At 60.6% G+C, this 19,651-nt stretch carries 15 protein-coding genes and 5 pseudogenes; 12 read left to right on the plus strand and 8 right to left on the minus strand.

Going from position 1 to position 19,651, the window contains the following annotated elements:
• The first annotated feature begins 426 nt into the window (after positions 1–426).
• The 5 genes from ACW175_RS08145 to ACW175_RS08165 all read left to right on the plus strand — a co-directional run bounded on the left by ACW175_RS08145 (position 427) and on the right by ACW175_RS08165 (position 6,414).
• The gene (locus ACW175_RS08145; protein ID WP_492104075.1) at positions 427–1,080 is read left to right on the plus strand and encodes an exopolysaccharide biosynthesis polyprenyl glycosylphosphotransferase; all 654 of its coding nucleotides are present in this window, start codon (positions 427–429) and stop codon (positions 1,078–1,080) included.
• 87 nt (positions 1,081–1,167) lie between these two features.
• A complete protein-coding gene (locus ACW175_RS08150; protein WP_492104076.1) occupies positions 1,168–2,664 on the plus strand; it encodes a phosphomannomutase/phosphoglucomutase in 1,497 nt (498 codons plus the stop codon).
• A gap of 27 nt (positions 2,665–2,691) precedes the next feature.
• Positions 2,692–3,837: an AGE family epimerase/isomerase gene (locus ACW175_RS08155; protein WP_492104077.1), complete on the plus strand. Its 1,146-nt coding sequence runs from the start codon at positions 2,692–2,694 to the stop codon at positions 3,835–3,837.
• A 34-nt stretch (positions 3,838–3,871) separates the two neighbouring features.
• On the plus strand, positions 3,872–5,179 hold the full coding sequence (locus tag ACW175_RS08160) for a UDP-glucose dehydrogenase family protein (protein ID WP_492104078.1): 1,308 nt from the start codon (positions 3,872–3,874) through the stop codon (positions 5,177–5,179).
• A gap of 65 nt (positions 5,180–5,244) precedes the next feature.
• Entirely contained in the window at positions 5,245–6,414 is a 1,170-nt protein-coding gene (locus tag ACW175_RS08165; RefSeq protein WP_492104079.1) for a glycoside hydrolase family 5 protein, read from the plus strand.
• Between the two features lie 38 nt (positions 6,415–6,452).
• On the opposite strand, the pseudogene ACW175_RS08170 reads toward ACW175_RS08165, so the two are convergent.
• The 4 genes and pseudogenes from ACW175_RS08170 to ACW175_RS08185 all read right to left on the minus strand — a co-directional run.
• Positions 6,453–6,986, minus strand: a pseudogene (locus tag ACW175_RS08170) (IS630 family transposase); the annotation flags it as partial.
• Between the two features lie 23 nt (positions 6,987–7,009).
• Positions 7,010–8,196: pseudogene (locus tag ACW175_RS08175) on the minus strand (IS3 family transposase).
• An 86-nt stretch (positions 8,197–8,282) separates the two neighbouring features.
• Positions 8,283–8,669 (minus strand): helix-turn-helix domain-containing protein, encoded by a 387-nt coding sequence (locus ACW175_RS08180; RefSeq protein ID WP_492104080.1) that lies wholly within the window; start codon positions 8,667–8,669, stop codon positions 8,283–8,285.
• Between the two features lie 132 nt (positions 8,670–8,801).
• Positions 8,802–9,938: a glycosyltransferase family 4 protein gene (locus tag ACW175_RS08185; protein ID WP_492104081.1), complete on the minus strand. Its 1,137-nt coding sequence runs from the start codon at positions 9,936–9,938 to the stop codon at positions 8,802–8,804.
• A 45-nt stretch (positions 9,939–9,983) separates the two neighbouring features.
• Here ACW175_RS08185 and ACW175_RS08190 point away from each other — a divergent pair, with 45 nt between their 5' ends.
• Positions 9,984–11,099 (plus strand): glycosyltransferase family 4 protein, encoded by a 1,116-nt coding sequence (locus ACW175_RS08190; protein ID WP_492104082.1) that lies wholly within the window; start codon positions 9,984–9,986, stop codon positions 11,097–11,099.
• 67 nt (positions 11,100–11,166) lie between these two features.
• On the opposite strand, the pseudogene ACW175_RS08195 reads toward ACW175_RS08190, so the two are convergent.
• Positions 11,167–11,874 (minus strand): annotated as a pseudogene (locus ACW175_RS08195) (IS3 family transposase); the annotation flags it as partial.
• A gap of 77 nt (positions 11,875–11,951) precedes the next feature.
• On the opposite strand from ACW175_RS08195, the gene tnpA reads away from it, so the two are divergent.
• The 6 genes and pseudogenes from tnpA to ACW175_RS08225 form a co-directional block, all read left to right on the plus strand.
• A complete protein-coding gene (gene tnpA, locus ACW175_RS08200) occupies positions 11,952–12,383 on the plus strand; it encodes an IS66-like element accessory protein TnpA (RefSeq protein WP_492104083.1) in 432 nt (143 codons plus the stop codon).
• 17 nt (positions 12,384–12,400) lie between these two features.
• Positions 12,401–12,733: an IS66 family insertion sequence element accessory protein TnpB gene (tnpB, locus tag ACW175_RS08205; RefSeq protein ID WP_492104084.1), complete on the plus strand. Its 333-nt coding sequence runs from the start codon at positions 12,401–12,403 to the stop codon at positions 12,731–12,733.
• A gap of 61 nt (positions 12,734–12,794) precedes the next feature.
• Complete coding sequence (gene tnpC, locus ACW175_RS08210) at positions 12,795–14,369, plus strand: IS66 family transposase (protein WP_492104085.1); 1,575 nt, start codon at positions 12,795–12,797, stop codon at positions 14,367–14,369.
• Between the two features lie 2 nt (positions 14,370–14,371).
• The gene (locus ACW175_RS08215; RefSeq protein WP_492104086.1) at positions 14,372–14,614 is read left to right on the plus strand and encodes a hypothetical protein; all 243 of its coding nucleotides are present in this window, start codon (positions 14,372–14,374) and stop codon (positions 14,612–14,614) included.
• A 47-nt stretch (positions 14,615–14,661) separates the two neighbouring features.
• Positions 14,662–15,848: pseudogene (locus ACW175_RS08220) on the plus strand (IS3 family transposase).
• A 104-nt stretch (positions 15,849–15,952) separates the two neighbouring features.
• Positions 15,953–16,086: pseudogene (locus tag ACW175_RS08225) on the plus strand (IS3 family transposase); the annotation flags it as partial.
• 77 nt (positions 16,087–16,163) lie between these two features.
• On the opposite strand, the gene ACW175_RS08230 reads toward ACW175_RS08225, so the two are convergent.
• The 3 genes from ACW175_RS08230 to ACW175_RS08240 are packed head-to-tail and all read right to left on the minus strand — an operon-like array spanning position 16,164 to position 19,630.
• On the minus strand, positions 16,164–17,474 hold the full coding sequence (locus tag ACW175_RS08230; protein WP_492104087.1) for an O-antigen ligase family protein: 1,311 nt from the start codon (positions 17,472–17,474) through the stop codon (positions 16,164–16,166).
• A 51-nt stretch (positions 17,475–17,525) separates the two neighbouring features.
• A complete protein-coding gene (locus ACW175_RS08235; RefSeq protein ID WP_492104088.1) occupies positions 17,526–18,605 on the minus strand; it encodes a glycosyltransferase family 4 protein in 1,080 nt (359 codons plus the stop codon).
• Positions 18,602–19,630: an alpha-1,2-fucosyltransferase gene (locus ACW175_RS08240; RefSeq protein WP_492104089.1), complete on the minus strand. Its 1,029-nt coding sequence runs from the start codon at positions 19,628–19,630 to the stop codon at positions 18,602–18,604. The genes ACW175_RS08235 and ACW175_RS08240 overlap by 4 nt, the downstream gene beginning before the upstream one ends.
• Between the last annotated feature and the right edge of the window lie 21 nt (positions 19,631–19,651).

Raw genomic sequence — 19,651 nt, forward strand, 5'->3', positions numbered from 1 at the left:
CAGGCTGAGGTCGGAGCAGACCGTCAGGATACAGCGGCAACGATACGTGGACCTGGGGTCAATGACAGCGCCGGACCCGTCGCCCATGTTGCCGCTCAAAGCACTCGCCATGTCGTTTCTGGGCTTTGTCGCAATTTCTCGCGACATGCTGGAGATGACGCGCGTGCGAGAAGGAAGCGTTGGCGTGCATTTCGTTACATCCAGCGTGTATGGGATCAGCGCATTCGTCCGGAAATAGCCGGCGCGCTTGACCTCGGCGCCTCTCAATAGGGCGGGCGGTGTGTCCTGAACGCGCAAGAACCGGCGCATTGTCGAAAGAGGTTGGTTAACAACCACGACGAGCGGTTGTTTGTTGGTCATCGATTTAGTAAAGGCTTTCTAAATCATTCGGGCAAAGACCCGAACACGTACACTGGTGGGGACCACGTGCTGATCGTATCTAATCCGTCAGCGGAACAGCGAAGCTGCGTCGCGAAAGCGTCGCCGGTCGCCAAGGATTCGCTGAAACGCGCAATGGATATTGTGGTGGCGGGCGGCGCATTGCTGTTCTTCGCCCCGCTCCTCGCGCTTATCGCCGTGCTGATCAAACTGGAATCGCCGGGTCCGGTGCTGTTCCGGCAGGCTCGCGGCGGTCTGAACGGTCAGGCCTTCACGATCTTCAAGTTCCGTTCAATGCGCTGCCAGGAAAACGGCGCTGACGTCGTTCAGGCCAAGCGCGACGACGACCGCATCACTGCGCTCGGCCGCATCCTCCGCAAGACCAGCATCGACGAGCTGCCCCAGCTCCTCAACGTACTGAAGGGCGACATGTCGATCGTCGGCCCGCGCCCGCACGCGCTGGCTCATGACGAGCGGTACGGGGCGTTGATCGCGAACTACCACCTGCGCTTCCGCACCCGTCCCGGCCTGACCGGCTTAGCGCAGATCAAGGGCTTGCGCGGCGGCACAAGCGCGGTTGAGGCTATGGCCGCACGCATAGATGCGGACAACGAATACATCGAATGCTGGAGCCTTGGCGGTGATGTCAAAATCCTGCTGATGACCGTGCCGCATCTGCTGATGGCCGAGAACGCCTACTAACAACCTGATCCGGGCAATATTGCTGAGGTGGGAGCGCGGTGAGCCCTGCCCTAGTTGCCGCACGCAATTTCAATCAGCGAGCTTTCGATGTTCTCCGCGCCCCGCGCCGACCTCGTCCCGAATACCGCCGCCTACGAGAACGAGCCGCTGGTCAAGGCGACCGGCTTTCGCGAGTACGACGCGCGCTGGCTGTTCGGGCCCGAGATCAATCTGCTGGGCGTCCAGGCGCTCGGCCTGGGCCTGGGGACCTATATCCACGAGCTGGGCCAGTCGAAGATCGTGGTCGGCCACGACTTCCGCTCCTATTCGACCTCGATCAAGAACGCCCTGATGCTGGGCCTGATCAGCGCTGGCTGCGAGGTTCACGACATCGGCCTGGCCTTGTCGCCGACCGCCTATTTCGCCCAGTTCGACCTCGACATCCCGTGCGTGGCCATGGTCACGGCCAGCCATAACGAAAACGGCTGGACCGGCGTGAAGATGGGCGCCCAGAAGCCCTTGACCTTCGGCCCCGACGAGATGAGCCGCCTGAAGGCGATCGTGCTGGGTGCGCAGTTCGTCGAGCGCGACGGCGGCAAGCTGATCCGCGTGGAGGGCGAGGCTCAGCGCTATATCGACGACGTCGCCAAGCGCGCCAGCATCACCCGCCCCCTCAAGGTCGTGGCCGCCTGCGGCAACGGCACGGCCGGCGCCTTCGTCGTCGAGGCCCTGCGGAAGATGGGCGTGGCCGAGGTCGTGCCGATGGACACCGACCTCGACTTCAACTTCCCGAAGTACAATCCCAACCCCGAAGACGCCGAGATGCTGCACGCGATGGCGCACACCGTCCGTGAGACCAAGGCGGATCTGGCCTTCGGCTTCGACGGCGACGGCGACCGCTGCGGCGTGGTCGACGACGAGGGCGAGGAGATCTTCGCCGACAAGATCGGCCTGATGCTGGCCCGTGATCTCGCCCCGCTCCATCCGGGCGCGACCTTCGTGGTCGATGTGAAGTCCACGGGCCTCTACGCCACCGACCCGATCCTGGCCGCCCACGGCTGCAAGGTGATCTACTGGAAGACCGGCCACAGCTACATCAAGCGCAAGAGCGCCGAGCTGGGCGCCCTGGCCGGCTTCGAGAAGAGCGGCCACTTCTTCATGAACGGCGAGCTGGGCTACGGCTATGACTGCGGCCTGACCGCCGCCGCCGCCATCCTGGCCATGCTGGACCGCAATCCTGGCCTGAAGCTGTCGGACATGCGCAAGGCCCTGCCGGTGGCCTTCACCTCGCTGACCATGAGCCCCAAGTGCGGCGACGAGGTGAAGTACGGCGTCGTCGACGGCATCGTGAAGGAATACCAGGACCTGTTCGCCGCCGGCGGCTCGATCCTGGGCCGCAAGGTAACCGAAGTGATCACTGTCAACGGCGTGCGCGTCCACCTGGAAGACGGCTCGTGGGTCCTAGTCCGCGCCTCGTCGAACAAGCCGGAAGTCGTGGTGGTCGTCGAGAGCACCCAGTCGGAGGACGACATGCGGGCTCTGTTCCGTGAGGAAGTGAAGCCGCGCCTAGGCGACCGCGTCGGCAAGTACAATCAAGAGATCTGAGCTCATTACGCGATGACCGACGTCCTCATGACCGCCGCCCGCCTTCGAGACCGCCTGAAGACGTGGGCCCTGGAGGCTGCCTATCCGCTGTGGTGGAGCGCTGGCGCAGACCATGTCAAAGGCGGCTTCTTCGAGAAGCTTGACTTGGGCGGACTGCCTGTCGACGGCGCACGACGTGGGCGCGTGCTGCCGCGCCAGATCTTCTCGTTCTCCCTGGCCGGCGAACTGGGCTGGACCGGTCCCTGGCTCGAGGCCATCGAGCACGGCCTCTCGTTCTATTTGTCGGCCTATCGCCGACCGGACGGCCTGTTCCGCGCCCTGATCGGGCCAAACGGCGAAAGCCTCGACGATAGCGCCACGCTCTATGACCAGGCTTTCGCGATGTTTGCCGCTGCAGCCGTAGCCCGGGTCGCACCGGACAAGGCCGATGCCATGCAGCGCATGGCGCTAGACGTCTGCCAGACGTTGGTCGCTACGCGCAAGCATCCCCAGGGCGGCTTCTACCTAACCGATCCGCCGACGCCGCCGCTAGGCTCTAACGAGCACATGCACCTGCTGGAGGCCTGCTTGGCATGGACCGAGCTCGGGGGGGATTCGTTGTGGCGCATCCTGGCCGACGAGATCGGCGACCTAGCGCTGTCCAAGTTCATTCACACCGATAGCGGCCAGATCCGTGAATTCTTCGATCTTGACTGGAGCCCAGCGCCGGGGATCGAAGGTCGTATCTGCGAGCCCGGTCACCAGTTCGAATGGGGCTGGCTGCTGCTACGCTGGAGCAAGCTGGCCGGCCGCGAGGACGCCGCCGTAGCCGCCCTGCGGATGATCGACGCAGGCGAGGCGCACGGCATCGACTTGGCGCGGGGCGCGGCGGTTAACGCCCTGCTGGACGACTATTCGATCCACGACGATGGCGCGCGCCTCTGGCCGCAGACTGAGCGGATCAAGGCGGCCGTCCTAGCTGCCAGATTGACGGACGACGCTAAGTACTGGGCCATGGCTGCAGCCGGCGCCGAGGGCTTGCTGGTTTATCTGCGCACGCCCATACCGGGCCTGTGGCGTGATAAATACCTGCCCGACGAGACCTTTATAGAAGAGCCGGCTCCGGCCAGCTCGTTCTACCACATCGCCCTCGCTATCGCTGAATTGGATCGAGCGGTGAGAGTGGCCGGGTGATCCAAATTCGAGAGCTTCTTCGGGGAATGCTTCGATGCGCGTAGCGATGATTGGCACGGGTTATGTGGGCCTGGTGTCTGGGGCGTGTTTCGCCGACTTCGGCCACGTGGTGACGTGCATCGACAAGGATCCGAGCAAGATCGAGCGGCTGGAGAAGGGCGAGATCCCGATCTTCGAGCCCGGTCTGGACGATCTGGTGGCCCGCAACGTCCGTGAAGGGCGGCTGTTCTTCACGCTTGAGGGCGCGCAGGCGATCAAGGAAGCCGACGCGGTGTTCATCGCCGTCGGCACGCCGACGCGCCGCGGCGACGGCCATGCGGACCTCAGCTACGTCTACGCCGCGGCCGAGGAGATCGCCGGGCTGATCGACGGCTTTACCGTCGTCGTCACCAAGTCGACCGTGCCGGTGGGGACGGGCGACGAGGTCGAGGCGATCATCAAGAAAGCCAATCCGAACGCACAGTTCGCCGTGGTGTCGAACCCCGAGTTCCTGCGTGAGGGCGCGGCGATCGAGGACTTCAAGCGCCCCGACCGCGTGGTCGTCGGCACCGACGACGAACGCGCCCAGGCGGTGATGCGCGAGCTCTATCGCCCGCTGAGCCTCAACGAGACCCCGATCGTCTTCACCGGCCGCCGCACCAGCGAGCTGATCAAGTACGCGGCCAACGCCTTCCTGGCGATGAAGATCACCTTCATCAACGAGATGGCCGACCTCTGCGAGAAGGTCGGGGCCGACGTCCAGCAGGTGGCCAAGGGCATCGGCCTGGACAAGCGGATCGGCGGCAAGTTCCTGAACGCCGGCCCCGGCTACGGCGGCAGCTGCTTCCCGAAGGACACCATCGCCCTGGTGCGCACCGCCCAGCAGTACGGCGCGCCCGTGCGGCTGATCGAGACAACGGTCGAGGTCAATGACGCCCGCAAGAAGGCCATGGCCGCCAAGGTGGCCCACGCCATCGGCGCCGAGGACCTGACCGGCAAGACGATCGGCGTGCTGGGCCTGACCTTCAAGCCCAACACCGACGACATGCGCGACGCCCCCAGCCTGGACATCCTGCCGGCCCTGCAGGCCATGGGCGCCAAGGTCCAGGCCTTTGATCCGGAAGGCGCGAAGGAAGCCTCGCACATGCTGGCCGGCGTGGACTTCAAGAGCGGCGCGTATGAAGCGGCCGAGGGCGCCGACGCCCTGGTCATCCTGACCGAGTGGGACCAGTTCCGGGCGCTGGACCTCGACCGCCTGAAGGTCCTGATGAAGGCGCCGATCGTGGTCGACCTGCGCAACGTCTACAAGCCGGCCGAAATGATTCGCCACGGGTTTACTTACGCCTCGATCGGTCGGTGCTAACTTCAATCGATTGGAGCGCGCGAGCGAGCAGTTTTGCCGCTTGGCTTTCTCAATATAACAAGACGATGATTCCCATCATGACAAGACGGCGCAACGGACGAGCGATCCTAGCCAGCGTTTTTGCCGCGGGGCTGCTGCTTGCTTTCGCGTCCTCTTCCGAGACCACGGCAGCTGACTTAAGGACAGCACGGGTAGGAATTGCTGTCCCTTCATTAGTCTATGTTGAGCCCATCGATAAAACTGGAGTGAAGGCCGGTTTTACATATACTAATTTTGATCCCCGCCTCGCCAAGCATATCGCTAGAAATCTACGAAGCCAGAATTTTCAATTAGTAAGATTAGTGGTTAATCCTGTACCTATGCTTTACGGCGATAGTGGTTCAGAGGCGCGAGCCGCATCATACGTAGAGCGTGCAGTCGATGTATTTGTTGGTGCGGGTTTGTCAGTAATAGTCGACCTTCATTTCTGGTCTCCTGATGTAACGGGAGGCTTTAAAGAATCTTTCGCGAGTACTGATCGCGTAGATCGCTATGGTTCGATGCTTGAGAATTTAGCCATACTTCTGAGTGGAAAAAAGCATGGATACGTAGGTTTGGAGTTGGCGAACGAACCGTCATGCGAACAGAATACGCGGCACAGCTGGAATTTAATCCAAGAGGAGTTTTTCCTTCGTATCCGCAGCAAGTCGAAGCGTATCCCTTTAGTTGTAACGGGCTGTGGTGGGCAGGTGGAAGGGCTGTTGAATTTCCCCTCATCTGAAATACTGCGAGATCCGAACGTAATTTATTCTTTCCATTTCTATGAGCCATTTTACTTCACGCACCAGAGGATCATATGCGCGTCTTGCGACGCGATCGACTATCCGTTCAGTCGTTCCGATTTATTCAAAAAAGTACTTCCCAACGCGAGTATTACTCCGAAGAGCGGGGAGGGGACGCGGGCTCGTATTGAAGAACGGTTCGAAGCGGTATCGTTGTGGGCAAATCGTAATAAAATCCCACCCAGTCGCGTGTTTCTTGGAGAGTTTGGAGCGGCAATCGGTGCTTCGAAAGCGGATGCTATATTACGGCCAGGCCAAATACGTTGGCTGCGAGATGTCCGTGAAGTTGCAGACAGAGAGGGGTTTCCGTATGCGTTTTGGGGGCTGAAAGATGATCCCGACGGTTATAACTATGGTGGACCGGCTGGACGGTTGCGCCCAGACGTGCTCAGCGCCGTTGCACCCAGTAACTGATTCAGTCTTTCGAGCTAATGAGCTAGAGCATTTTTCGATCAGTCTGCATCGTATCCGGCGGCGGCAAAGTAGTTAGCGCATTCTGGTGGGGTGAAGGCGTCGATGGCCTGGGCGATGGCGTTCCAGAGCTGTTCGAGGGTTCTGGCGGCGGCCTTGCGCAGCAGGGCCTTGAGCTTGGAGAAGGCGTTTTCGATGGGGTTGAGGTCGGGGCTGTAGGGCGGCAGGAAGAGCATCCTGGCGCCGGTGGCCTCGATGGCATCGCGAGCCGCCGCGCTTTTGTGAGCGGCCAGATTGTCGAGGATGACGATGTCGCCGGGCGCCAGCGTGGGGGCGAGGACCTGCTGGACATAGGCCAGGAACCAGGCGGCGGTCATGGGGCCGTCCAAGACCATGGGCGCGGTCATGCCCGATAGACGCAAGCCGCCGATGAAGGTGGTGGTTTTCCAGTGGCCGTGGGGAACGCTGGCCCGCAGGCGTTCGCCGCGCCGAGCCCGTCCATGCCGACGCGCCATCTTGGTGGTGGCCCCGGTCTCGTCGAGAAACACAAGCCGCGCGGGGTCTAGGTCCAGCTGGCTGGTGACCTGCCTCTGAACTTTCATCCGGCGGCGACTAGAGCCTCGGGGTTGGTTACGCCGTCTGGCGCGGTGGAAGCAACAGGCCGGCGCGCGGAGCTTTCCGGCGGCGCAGCGGGACGGCCTGTTGCGATCAGGTGCGCGGCGTAGGCCGCGGGGGTCTGGTAGCCGATCGACGAGTGCGGCCGGCGGGTGTTGTAGTCGAGCGTTCAGGCGGCCAGCTTCTGGCGGGCGTGCTCGAGGCTGAAGAACAAAGTCTCGTTCAGCAACTCGTCGCGCATGCGCCCATTGAAGCTCTCGACGAAGCCGTTTTGGGTCGGCTTGCCAGGGGCGATGTAATGCCAGGCCACACGCTGGTCTTCGGCCCAGGCCAGGATCGCCGTGGAGGTGAACTCCGTGCCGTTGTCGCTGACGATCATTCCCGGGCGCCCGCGCCGGCGGACCAGGGCCGTCAGTTCGCGGGCCACGCGCCGGCCCGACAGCGAGGTGTCGGCGATCGCCGCCAGGCATTCGCGCGTGACGTCGTCGACCACGTTGAGGATGCGAAACCGCCGCCCGCCGGCAAGCTGGTCGTGCACGAAGTCCAGCGACCAGCGCGCATTGGCCTTGGCCTCCACCAGGATCGGCGCGCGCGCCCCTATGGCGCGGCGACGCGAGCGGCGCTTGCGCACCGCCAGGCCCTCCTCGCGATAGAGCCGGTAAATCCGGTTCTTGCCCGAAGGCTCGCCCTCCCGCCGCAGCAGCACGAACAGCCGTCGATAGCCGAACCGCCGACGCTCGGCGGCCAGGCTGTGCAGACGCTCGCGCAGTTCGGTGTCCGGCGCGCGCCGGGACCGATAGCGCACCATCTTGCGATCGGCCTGGACAACGGCGCAGGCCCGCCGCTGGCTCAGCCCCAGAGCGCTCTGGAGATGGGCCACGCCCTCGCGCCGGGCGGCGGGCCCTACCATTTTTTTGACAGCAGCTCCTGCAGCGCCGCCTTGTCCAGCATGGCGTCGGCCAGCAGCCGCTTGAGCTTGGCGTTCTCGTCCTCCAGCGTCCGCAGACGCTGGGCCTCCGACACGCTCATCCCGCCGAACTTGGCCTTCCAGGCGTAGATCGTGCCTTCCGACACGCCATGCTTGCGGGCCAGCTCACCCGCCTTCGCCCCAGCCTCGTTCTCCCGCAGGATCCCGATGATCTGCTCTTCGGTAAATCTCGCTCGCTTCATGTCCGTCCTCTCAAGGGCCGGACTCTAGCTCCGCGTGGAGGAAAAAATCAGGGGCAGGTCACTCTCGAACCAGGCCCGTCGACGCTTCAGGATATCGGGACGGCTTTGCTCGTCCGCGTGGGCCGACTTTTTTTGAGCGTGATCCGCCGCCGGCCGAAGAACCGCCAGATCGCCAAACTGCTGACCGTGACGTCGCGTTCGGCCAGGCCCGCCTGCAGTTCGGCCAAGGTGATATCCGGCTTGGCCTCAAGCATCCCCAGGATCACCTCGGCGTTCTGCTCAACGAGCCCGGAGCGGCGATCCCCGCCAAGGGGGCCTGGCCGCGCATCCCCCTGCTTGAGCATCCGTTGCCGCCACCGGATCGCACTCGCCGCGCTGACCCCAAACTGCGCGGCCGCCGCCCGACACGATAGTCCACTGTCGACCGCAGCCATCACCCGCTCGCGAAGATCCAGAGACAGCGCTTTGCTCATCCGCGCCGGCCTCCGATCCAGCACGAAGCTTGAATCAGAAACCAACCGACCTGGGAATCCCAAACGATTCAATCAGATCGCTAAATGCTCTAGAGCGTTTCTGCGAAACCTTATGCGCCTAAGCTCTGCGGCTCAGTAGCTCGAATATATTTGAATAAGTCGTTCAAGGTTCTTCGCAGGGGTATACAGGTCCAGATATTTCTGCCGAGCCGCTGATGCGAACTCACCGCGCGTGGCGCTTACAAGCGTTCGCACGCCAGCGATGAGCGCAAGCGGGTCGGCGGCTGGAAACAATACTCCGTCAACGCCACTCGACACGATCGTTCCAAGTGCGCCGACGTCGGATGCAGCAACTGGAATCCCGTTTCCAAAAGCTTCAATGGCAACCAAGCCAAATGCCTCGGGCCAGACTGACGGAACGATCAGGAAATCTGCTGACCTCATTGCGGCATGGACTTCGCTTCGATCTAGAAATCCTTTGAACGTGACATTGCTAGGAGCGGCGTCTTCCAGTGCTGCACGGTCTGGGCCGTCGCCGATGATTGTCAACGGGATATCAGGCAGGCTCCGCCAAGCGGATAGCAAAACGTCCACCCCCTTTTCGCGTGAAAGGCGGCCGACATAGAGCGCGCCTAGTCTCTCCGCGCATGTCTTTGTCTGGTCGAGAACTACAGCATTTGGCTTGACGGCAATTTTATCTCTCGGGAAGCCTGCTCGGACGAAGTCGGCTTTCTGGTTCTCGCTAAGAGCAAGAAGTGCATTGATATTAGAAAGCCAGTTACGCCGTTTCAGCTGATTTTGCATTTCTACTAATGCGGCGCTTCCTGCGAAAGAATTTCGGTAACATCTGTGTACAATCCCCCAGATATTACTTCCCTCAACGCATTTGTCGCATGGAGCGCCTTTCCTGAAAAGAAAGGCACTTGCGCAGATCATTCTGTAATTGTGGAGTGTTTGAAACACCTTCGCACCGCCTAGTCGCGCTCCCCGGTGAATGGATGGCGATAAGATGGGAAAGAAATTGTGAACGTGCACAACATCAATTTTGTTGCCCACAACAAGACCCCTTACCCAATCTTCCCGAGCACTATTATAGGGTGCGTTCAGAAGGGTGCTAATTTGCGAGAGTGGGCCTTGGATATTTTCGTTGGAAACCACTTCGAGGTGTACATTATAGCCCGCGAATCTGAGCGCTTCGACCTCATTCGAAACTACTGTATCTTCGCCGCCTTTTTCCTTATAGGCATTGTGTAATATAAGGATGTTCATTGGTTTTGGTGTGCCTATGGCGGAATTATCTCTGGAGAATGCGTTATGCGTAAGGTAGCATTTTTAGCGAGAATTCTCACCCACTATCGTGTGCCTTTTCACAACGCTGTACGTGAACGATTGGGCGAGCGAGGTGTCCAGTACGATTTAATTTACGGCACCCCAACGCAAGCGGAAGCCAAAAAAGGTGACCTCGCAGAGCTGCCTTGGGCTGCGAAGCTTCCAACGCATTATTTCGGAAAGATGGGGTATTTGTCCGTTCGCAATATGCGAGACTACGAGCTTGTAGTTATTGGGCAAGAGCTCAAAAATTTAAACAACTACCCTCTGCAGTTTAGCCGGCGATTTCTTAGAGGTCCAAAACTGGCATACTTTGGGCATGGGCGTAACTTTCAAGCGGGAAGGAAGCGTGACATTAAGGAGCGCTTCAAGTCCGCAATTATTCGCGAAGTAGATTGGTGGTTTGGGTACACAGAAGCTACGCGTAACATCGTTTGTGAGGCCGGCTTTCCAAAAGAGAAAATAACTATATTTAACAACAGCGTTGATGTCACAGAGATGTTGGAAGAATATAATTCAGTCTCTCTACTTGAGTGCACACAGAAAGCAGTGAAACTCAACGTTTCGCATAACGTCGCTATTTACATTGGCGGCATATATCCTGAGAAGCGATTACAGTTTCTTATTTCCGCGGCAAAGCGTGTGAGAGACCAGGTGCCCGACTTTTCGTTAATTGTTGTGGGCGGTGGGGCGGATCAACATTTGGCGACGGAAGCGGCCCTAGCGTACCCCTGGATTAAGTACGTCGGCCCCAAGTTCGGCAGAGAGAAGGCAGTCATTGCGAGTTTGGCGAAGGTAATGGTTCTCCCTGGCTTAGTAGGGCTTGGTGTACTGGATAGCTTTGCATACGGCATTCCGCTCGTAACCACAGACGTTCCTTGGCACAGTCCCGAAATCGATTACCTGGAAGATGGAAAAAATGGCGTAGTTGTTTCCCCTTATTCTAGCGAGGAGGCTTACGCTACCGCGATCATAGCGCTTCTCCAGAATGAGGTGCTGCGTAGCCAACTTGCAGAGGGTGCTAAGATTTCGAGCGGGCAATATTCCATTGATTGTATGGCGGAACGGTTTGCCGATGGCGTTCTGGCCGCACTAAAATGACCTCCGACGCACTAACGTTAACCTTGCCCCCAACCTTGGACCAGTTCGGGCCGGGATTTCTCGCCGGTCAGGCGCCGGGCGGGCCATATGGCCCGGCGCCGTTCATGAGCTCGATCGGGCACTTGTCGCCGATCGCGCTGTGGGGACGTTGCTCATTATAGTACCTACGCCAAGCCTCGCATTTTGAACGGGCGTCGTCGAGGGACATGAACCAGGCGGTGTTCAGGCATTCGGCCCGGACCTTGCCGTTGAAAGACTCCGCGAAGGCGTTGTCGGTCGGCTTGCCGGGCCGGCTGAAGTCCAAGGTGACGCCCCGCTGGTAAGCCCAAAGGTCCAGGTCGCGGGAGACAAATTCCGGGCCATTATCGACCCGAATGACCCGCGGATAGCCGACCGCCTTTCCGGCCCGTTCGAGCGTCTGGACGACGTCGCTGGCCTTGTAGGCGAACCGCGGATCCAGCGCCGGCGAGAACCGGCTGAAGGTGTCGATGACCGCCAGGATGCGGATCTTGCGGCCATCGAACAATTGGTCATGCAGGAAGTCCATGGCCCAGACATCGTTGGGGCCGGAGGCTGGCTGACGATCCTCGCGCAGCTTGGCCTTGACCTTGCGCTTGGGCGTCTTGTTGCGCAGCTGAAGGCCCAACTCCTTGTAAACGCGATAGATCCGCTTGCCATTGACGGCCCATCCTTCCCGCTCGAGCAGCACGGTGATCCGCCGATAGCCGTAGCGGACCCGGGTCTCGGCGATCTCCTTGATCCGCGCCTTCAAGGCGACCGGATCCGTAAGTGTCCGATCATGACCGCCTGTTGAGGGCGCGGGCTCGGGCCTAAGTTCCGGGCGTGGGCGGCATGGTGTCCATTTTGGGCTTAGTGGACACGATGTCGACGTTGGTTCGCGTGGGTCCTGATGCGACAGGCAAGGCGCGCAGGAGGGCTCGTCGCGCGTGGAGCGACGAAGAGAAACGGCAAATGGTGGCGCAGACGTATGAGGCCGGGACCTCTGTGTCGGTCGTTGCCCGTCGCCACGACCTCAACGCCAATTTGCTGTTCACCTGGCGTCGCGAGGCCCGGCAGCGCGAACGGATCGTAGCCGCGCCCGAGACGCCGCCGCCCGCCTTTGCGCCGATCGACGTGATCCCGGACCAAGAGGTCCCGTCCTGCACCAGGCCCGAGGGGCAGATCTTGATTGAACTTCCTGGCGGCGCCCGTGTCCGCGTTGAGGGCGTGGTGAGCGAGGCTGCGTTGGTCAGAGCGCTCCGTGCGCTGAGGGCGGCGTCTTGATCTCACCGGCTCCGGGCATGCGCGTCTACCTGGCGACCACGCCCTGCGACATGCGCAAAGGTTTTGATGGCTTGGCCGCTCAGGTCCAGTCGGTGTTGAGGGCTGATCCGTTCTCGGGCGCGCTGTTTGTCTTCCGTGGCAAGCGCGGTGACTATTTGAAAATCCTCGCCTGGGACGGCAGCGGCATGTGTCTGTTTGCTAAGCGGCTTGAGAGCGGCCGGTTTGTCTGGCCGCCGATTGTCGAGGGGCGGCTGCAGCTGACTGCGGCGCAACTGGCCCTGCTCCTGGAGGGTATCGACTGGCGCAGGACGGTGGCGGCCGAGCCCGTGCGGCGACCGGAAATGGTCTGATAACCGGCTGAATTCAGACGATTATCATCGATTGCGGAGCAGTGATTTGCTATAAATCGGCATGTCACTGGCGACGGCAGCATTACCGACTGACCCTGATGAGCTTCGGGCTTTTGCGGCGGCGCTGCAGTCCGAACTCTATGCCAAGACCCTGCATATCGAGAAGCTGAGGGGCGAACTGGCGCGTTTGAAGCGCGCCCGCTTTGGCCAGTCTTCGGAGAAGATCGACCGCCAGATAGACCTGCTAGAGTTGGTCATCGGCGACATGGAGGAGGCTGAGGCTGAAGACGAGGCTCGCACCGCCTCGACGTCGCCAGCAAACCCCAGGGCAGCGCCGGCGCCGCGCCAGGGAAACCGGCGGCCGCTCCCGGATCACTTGCCGCGCGAGATCGTCACCCATGCGGGACCATGCGCCTGTCCGGTCTGCGGGTCCGACAAGCTGCGCAAGATCGCCAATGATGAGCGCGAGGTGCTTGAATACATCCCCTCCCACTTCAAGGTGGTGGTTCATGTGCGCCCCAAGCTGAGTTGCCGCGCCTGCGAGGCCATCAGCCAGGCGCCGATGCCGAGCCTGCCGATCGAGCGTGGACGTCCGGGGGCGGCGCTGCTGGCTCATGTGGCGGTGGCCAAATACTGCGATCACCTGCCCCTCAACCGGCAATCGGAGATTTACGCCCGGGAGGGCGTGGAGCTGGAACGCTCCACATTGGCGGACTGGATAGGCCGCATGGCCTGGCTTCTGACTGCGGTCTCCGAAGCCATCGGCGCCTACGCCCGAGCCGGCCCCTGCGTCCATGCCGATGACACGCCCGTCCCCGTCCAGGAGCCTGGGCGAGGCAGCACGCGCTCGGGGCGCCTGTGGGCCGTGGTCCGGGATGAGCGGGGTTGGGCGCCGAGCCACCGACCGGCGGCCTATTATCGCTACTCTCCTGATCGCAAGGGCGAGCACGCCCGTGCGCTGCTGGCCCCGTGTCGCGGCTTCCTGCACGCCGACGCCTACAGCGGCTTCGACAGGCTCTATGAGCCTGACCCCGACACAGGCCAGTCCCGGCTGGTCGAGGTCGCCTGCTGGGCGCACGCGCGTCGTCAGATCTTCGAGGAGCACGCCAAGACCAAGTCGCCTCTGGCGCGCGAGGCGCTTGAACGGATTGGCGACATCTTCGCGATCGAGCGTGAGATCAATGGCATGCCCCCCGAGCAGCGCCTGGCTGTGCGTCAGGCGCGCAGCGTACCGCTCCTGACCGACCTCAAGGCCTTCCTGGGCAACAGCCTCATGCGGATCAGCCGCAAGGGCGATCTGGCCAAGGCCATTCGCTACAGTCTCAAACTATGGCCTGCGCTTTGCCGGTTCACTGAAGATGGCCGGCTGGAAATGACCAACAACGCCGCCGAGCGTGCGATCCGCCCCCTGACCCTGGGGCGCAGGAACTGGACCTTCCTCGGCTCCGATTCCGGCGGCGACCGGGCGGCGGTCTTCTACACGATCATCCAGACCTGCCGGCTCAATGGGATCAATCCCGAGGCCTATCTCACGGACGTCATCGGCCGCATCGCCGACCATCCCGCCAACCGGATCGATGAGCTGTTGCCGTGGAACTGGCGGCCTATCGAGGCTGACCAACCGCAGGCGGCTTAGCGATGGCGGCTGTCACCCGGGTCTATACCCTGGCTCTCGTGGCCGAGATGCTCGACGAGGACCCCGACTGGCTCTCCGAGATCTGCGACGAGATGGAGCCTGAGGACGGCCATCTCTGGATCTACGGTCCCAACGATCAACAGATCGAGGGCTTTACCCCGGCCGGCCTCGACTGCCTCACGGACATCGTGCGGGAATACAAAGCTAACCCAGACCTGATCCCTCAGCCGCTGACCTGCCCCTGATTTTTTCCTCCACGCGGAGCTAGAGTCCGGCCCTTGAGAGGACGGACATGAAGCGAGCGAGATTTACCGAAGAGCAGATCATCGGGATCCTGCGGGAGAACGAGGCTGGGGCGAAGGCGGGTGAGCTGGCCCGCAAGCATGGCGTGTCGGAAGGCACGATCTACGCCTGGAAGGCCAAGTTCGGCGGGATGAGCGTGTCGGAGGCCCAGCGTCTGCGGACGCTGGAGGACGAGAACGCCAAGCTCAAGCGGCTGCTGGCCGACGCCATGCTGGACAAGGCGGCGCTGCAGGAGCTGCTGTCAAAAAAATGGTAGGGCCCGCCGCCCGGCGCGAGGGCGTGGCCCATCTCCAGAGCGCTCTGGGGCTGAGCCAGCGGCGGGCCTGCGCCGTTGTCCAGGCCGATCGCAAGATGGTGCGCTATCGGTCCCGGCGCGCGCCGGACACCGAACTGCGCGAGCGTCTGCACAGCCTGGCCGCCGAGCGTCGGCGGTTCGGCTATCGACGGCTGTTCGTGCTGCTGCGGCGGGAGGGCGAGCCTTCGGGCAAGAACCGGATTTACCGGCTCTATCGCGAGGAGGGCCTGGCGGTGCGCAAGCGCCGCTCGCGTCGCCGCGCCATAGGGGCGCGCGCGCCGATCCTGGTGGAGGCCAAGGCCAATGCGCGCTGGTCGCTGGACTTCGTGCACGACCAGCTTGCCGGCGGGCGGCGGTTTCGCATCCTCAACGTGGTCGACGACGTCACGCGCGAATGCCTGGCGGCGATCGCCGACACCTCGCTGTCGGGCCGGCGCGTGGCCCGCGAACTGACGGCCCTGGTCCGCCGGCGCGGGCGCCCGGGAATGATCGTCAGCGACAACGGCACGGAGTTCACCTCCACGGCGATCCTGGCCTGGGCCGAAGACCAGCGTGTGGCCTGGCATTACATCGCCCCTGGCAAGCCGACCCAAAACGGCTTCGTCGAGAGCTTCAATGGGCGCATGCGCGACGAGTTGCTGAACGAGACTTTGTTCTTCAGCCTCGAGCACGCCCGCCAGAAGCTGGCCGCCTGAACGCTCGACTACAACACCCGCCGGCCGCACTCGTCGATCGGCTACCAGACCCCCGCGGCCTACGCCGCGCACCTGATCGCAACAGGCCGTCCCGCTGCGCCGCCGGAAAGCTCCGCGCGCCGGCCTGTTGCTTCCACCGCGCCAGACGGCGTAACCAACCCCGAGGCTCTAGTCGCCGCCGGATGAAAGTTCAGAGGCAGGTCACTCTAGGTGGGGTTGGGGCTCCGCTTACGCTCGCCACGGTCGGACGCGCCGCTTATTTGCCAGCACGGCCGTCACCGGATGGGTACGCCGCGCGTCGGAGGGCCGCGGCGTACCTGGGCCAGGCCTACGAGATGAGCGAGCGGCGGGCGTGCCGGGTTCTGGGCGCGGATCGCACGAGCGTGCGCTACGCGCCACGCGGCCCGACGACGCCGTCCTGCGCTAGCGGCTCGATGCTCTGGCGCAGGAGCGTCGCCGGTTCGGCTACGGAAATCGGCAGACATCATGATGATCGGGGGCTCATGTTCCTTCTGCAGGAAGTGCAAGTAGCCTTGTACGCCCGCTCAAGTTCGAAGCCTTCGGCCTGTCCCGGCCGTCAGTAATCCCTTGGGCATGAGCAGCCAGATACACTAGTAAGAACCAAATGAAGCTGAAGAAAAAGTACGGGCCGCCACTCTTTTCGACTACGCTCAGCACCAAAAGGAATAAAGCGTAGGCGGAAACTGATGCCTCTCCCACCGTTTTCCCTCCAGCGTTCCTAATGATTGAAGTGCTGTTTCTGATAAGAACTGCAGCGTACAGTCCGGAAGCTAGCCAGCCGAGATCCAGGGCGAGAACAATAAAAGCATTGTCAATTGCGTTATAGGTTGAGCGGGCCCTTTGACTAATTGCACTGAAGGCCTCGACACCTCCTGACACACCGTACCCGCGGCCTATAGGAGCATCGAACGTAAGAGGTAGAACAGCCTGCCAAATGTAAGTACGGCCTGTGAAGGTGAAGTCCCGGCCGAGGCTCAAGATCAGCATTGGTCCAAGATAGGCGGCCCCAATGATCAAGAGGATGATTGCAGGCACGAGCGCTGCGAACAAAATGGGATTGGACCGGCGGACGCGCTCAAGCCCATTAAGTGACAAGGCTCCGATCGATCCGAGGACGGTGGCTACTAACGCGCCCATCGAGCCGGAGCACACCAGTGATACGGCTGCCACTACAAATACGAGCGCGCGTATTCCGAGTGCGAGCTTTGTAATCGGCCTCAGAAAGAACGTCGCTACGATGAGGGCGCCAGCGAATGCTCCGAAGTAATTCTTGCTGATCGTAAGGCCGCGCCATAGGGAGGTGCCCTCGACTACTGCGTACGGGCTGCCTATTGCTGCTAAGGCTGCTGATATTAGAAGAAGGCAACTGGCAGTAAGCCACGCCGTCTGAAGTGCTCTCTCCGCTCCTAATCTCGACACGGCAACTAGAATAAACGCCGCTGAAACTAATAAATCAGCCGCAGCGCGCAATGTTTGATAAGAATCGGCGCTCCATATAGATGACAGTATTGCAATCGCTATGCCTGTGGTAAGCAGCCAATGCCTAGAAAGGCCGTATATGGCTACTCGTATATTTGCGATTACGCAAATCAGAAGAATTAGGCGGAGGGTGCGGAATGCGTCAGAAAGCACACTGCGCTCGCCTAGGGACGCGATTTGAGTAACCTTGGTCGAAAAATAAAGTCCGCTTGCCATAACTATGAATGCGCAAAGCAAAGCAGACACTATGGCATCGGCGCTTACTGCGCCGGCGCGCGTATCTCCTCTATTGTTAACGGCGTTCAATCCCATTGTAGGTCCAACTAATGTTTGTTTTCTGCTTAGACATAAGGAGGTGCGAGGCTACGCGAGCGATTTGTAAAATTCGATGTGTTCTCGGGTCGAGCGAGACCAGCTAAACGTCTCCGCGCGAGACGCTCCAGTCTTCGATAGACTGTCTCGCAAAACGCTATCGCTTAACAGTGTCGACAAAGATCTGGCGATGTCTTCCGGAGACGTTGGGTCGAAGTAAAGGGCAGCATCGCCTGCGACCTCGGGAAAGGAGCTCGTGTTTGAGCAGGCAACTGGGCATCTGTTCGTCATTGATTCCAGCAATGGGAGACCAAAGCCCTCGTAGAGCGAGGGATATACGAAAGCAGCTGCTCTCCTGTAAGCTCGGGCGAGATCAAAGTCGCTGCCGCTCGAGAATCTATAGCGCTTTATCCCGGCCTCAGACAACATTTCGATCTCTGAGTTCTTGGCCGGTCCTCCGCCAAACATTACCAGCTCAACTTCCGAAGATAGAAGCTTGTCCGCGCGAAACGCGGAAACGAGCCCTGTGAAGTTCTTGTAGCCGTCGCGCCCTCCGACGTACAGCAGCTGGTCACTACTTCGCTCCATGGCGTTGATATGAGGCATATCGGAACGACCGTGGTGAATTACGCGAACCCTCTCTGGGTCAACGCCGAACATTGCAGTAAGGTCCCGACGGGTATTCTCGGAAATGGCTACGAACGAAGCTTCCGATAGGAATGCTTTACGTCGTTTGGCGAGTATTGCCGAGTAGTGCTCGAAGTGTTGCGGGAATAGCTCCGGTGTCAGATCGTGCACCGTAAATACAACTCTATCCGGCCTAGAGTAGTCTCGGCCACTATAATGAGTTTCATGGATGATGTCAGGCTTCCAGGCAGCGATCGCTGCCCGCGTTGCTGCCTCATTCACAAGGTTAGCAACCCGGCCGACGCCTCGCATCTGTGGGATCCTCGCGCCTCCAAGCAGGAGGGCGCCGGACTGCTGCAAAAAATAGTTAGTGTAGATCGGAGAGGCGACCTTGAGGGTGGCATCCGACTGCTCCCTCGCGTGTGACAACACCTCAGCAAAGTAGCGCGGGATGCCACCGTGGGTCTGTCGCGAGAACGCGTTGTGATCAAAGAGCACTTTCACGAAATCTGGCCGTCGAAGGTAGGGACCGCCCCGTAGCGGATTAGGTCGGTCTCGCTACGCTTCAACTCGGCTCGGTGCTCAAGATAAGCGAACATTTCCTCAGGGATTTCGCCAGACCAGTCCACTGCAATGCCTCGAGTGTTAGGGTGTTTTCCGGCCCTCATTCGCGATGCCGTTGATTCAATAGCGACTGTCGTGGGACTTCCGGCCTCCAGTTGATCGGCATCCCCCCCCCATATCGTGGCTAAATTGTCGCGTACGGTCAGGTTATGGGAGAGCCATATATATCTCCCGCTCGAGAAAAATGCGGCCCAGAGGCTGTAGCTAGATATCGAGCACACAATTAAATCGCACATTGAGAGTGCCAAGAGATCTGAAATGTCGCTGTTCTCAATGTCGCTTGTAAATATACATGGAATTGAACTACCGAACGGCTCAAGCTCAGACGGACTACCATCAGAGACTACAAGAAACTGAACTGAATTACCGAGCCGCCTTTTTATGCTCGCGGCAATGTTAGCATACCATTGAAGCGGAACAGCGACGTTAAATTTTCCGCGATAGTCCAACTCTATAGAATCTGGAGAAAAATCACCGCGCCGGATATGAAAACCAACATTTATCGGCCGATCGCCTAGTCGCTGGCGAATTGTAAAGAGATTATCCAAGGTAAAGGTCGAGTTGAGGAGTTGCGAATATAGATAATCTCGAGCGGGCTCGACCGCACGCAACCCACCCCACATACCCTCAAGGCGGAGCACATAGAAGCTGCGACGGTGTAGGTCGCGGGACTCGGCGAAATCCTGGATCGCCCCTGCGAATCCAAGGGACTTGCGGGCTTCATAGTCTGACCTGGTAAACGTTGCTCCAGGTGTTGCGGCGTCTAAGAGGCGGTGGGCCACCCAATCTAGACGCGGGGTGCTAAAGTATCGATGATACCCTCGAGCGTTCAAGCCAAACGCTGGCTTAAGCAGATCGATCTTGAGGACTTGGCTGGCAATATAGGCCTTTCCCCAGACCAGCATTTCATTGCCCAGTCCAGCACC

The organism is Caulobacter sp. FV1ye6ST (assembly GCF_058681225.1).

Excerpts from the sequence above, each read along its gene's own strand:
- ACW175_RS08165 (WP_492104079.1), top strand. The coding sequence starts at position 5,245 with ATGATTCCCATCATGACAAGACGGCGCAACGGACGAGCGATCCTAGCC.
- ACW175_RS08150 (WP_492104076.1), top strand. The coding sequence starts at position 1,168 with ATGTTCTCCGCGCCCCGCGCCGACCTCGTCCCGAATACCGCCGCCTAC.
- ACW175_RS08180 (WP_492104080.1), bottom strand. The coding sequence starts at position 8,669 with ATGAGCAAAGCGCTGTCTCTGGATCTTCGCGAGCGGGTGATGGCTGCG.
- ACW175_RS08240 (WP_492104089.1), bottom strand. The coding sequence starts at position 19,630 with ATGCTGGTCTGGGGAAAGGCCTATATTGCCAGCCAAGTCCTCAAGATC.
- ACW175_RS08215 (WP_492104086.1), top strand. The coding sequence starts at position 14,372 with ATGGCGGCTGTCACCCGGGTCTATACCCTGGCTCTCGTGGCCGAGATG.
- tnpA (WP_492104083.1), top strand. The coding sequence starts at position 11,952 with ATGGTGTCCATTTTGGGCTTAGTGGACACGATGTCGACGTTGGTTCGC.
- tnpC (WP_492104085.1), top strand. The coding sequence starts at position 12,795 with ATGTCACTGGCGACGGCAGCATTACCGACTGACCCTGATGAGCTTCGG.
- ACW175_RS08155 (WP_492104077.1), top strand. The coding sequence starts at position 2,692 with ATGACCGCCGCCCGCCTTCGAGACCGCCTGAAGACGTGGGCCCTGGAG.
- ACW175_RS08160 (WP_492104078.1), top strand. The coding sequence starts at position 3,872 with ATGCGCGTAGCGATGATTGGCACGGGTTATGTGGGCCTGGTGTCTGGG.
- ACW175_RS08190 (WP_492104082.1), top strand. The coding sequence starts at position 9,984 with ATGCGTAAGGTAGCATTTTTAGCGAGAATTCTCACCCACTATCGTGTG.
- tnpB (WP_492104084.1), top strand. The coding sequence starts at position 12,401 with ATGCGCGTCTACCTGGCGACCACGCCCTGCGACATGCGCAAAGGTTTT.
- ACW175_RS08185 (WP_492104081.1), bottom strand. The coding sequence starts at position 9,938 with ATGAACATCCTTATATTACACAATGCCTATAAGGAAAAAGGCGGCGAA.
- ACW175_RS08230 (WP_492104087.1), bottom strand. The coding sequence starts at position 17,474 with ATGGGATTGAACGCCGTTAACAATAGAGGAGATACGCGCGCCGGCGCA.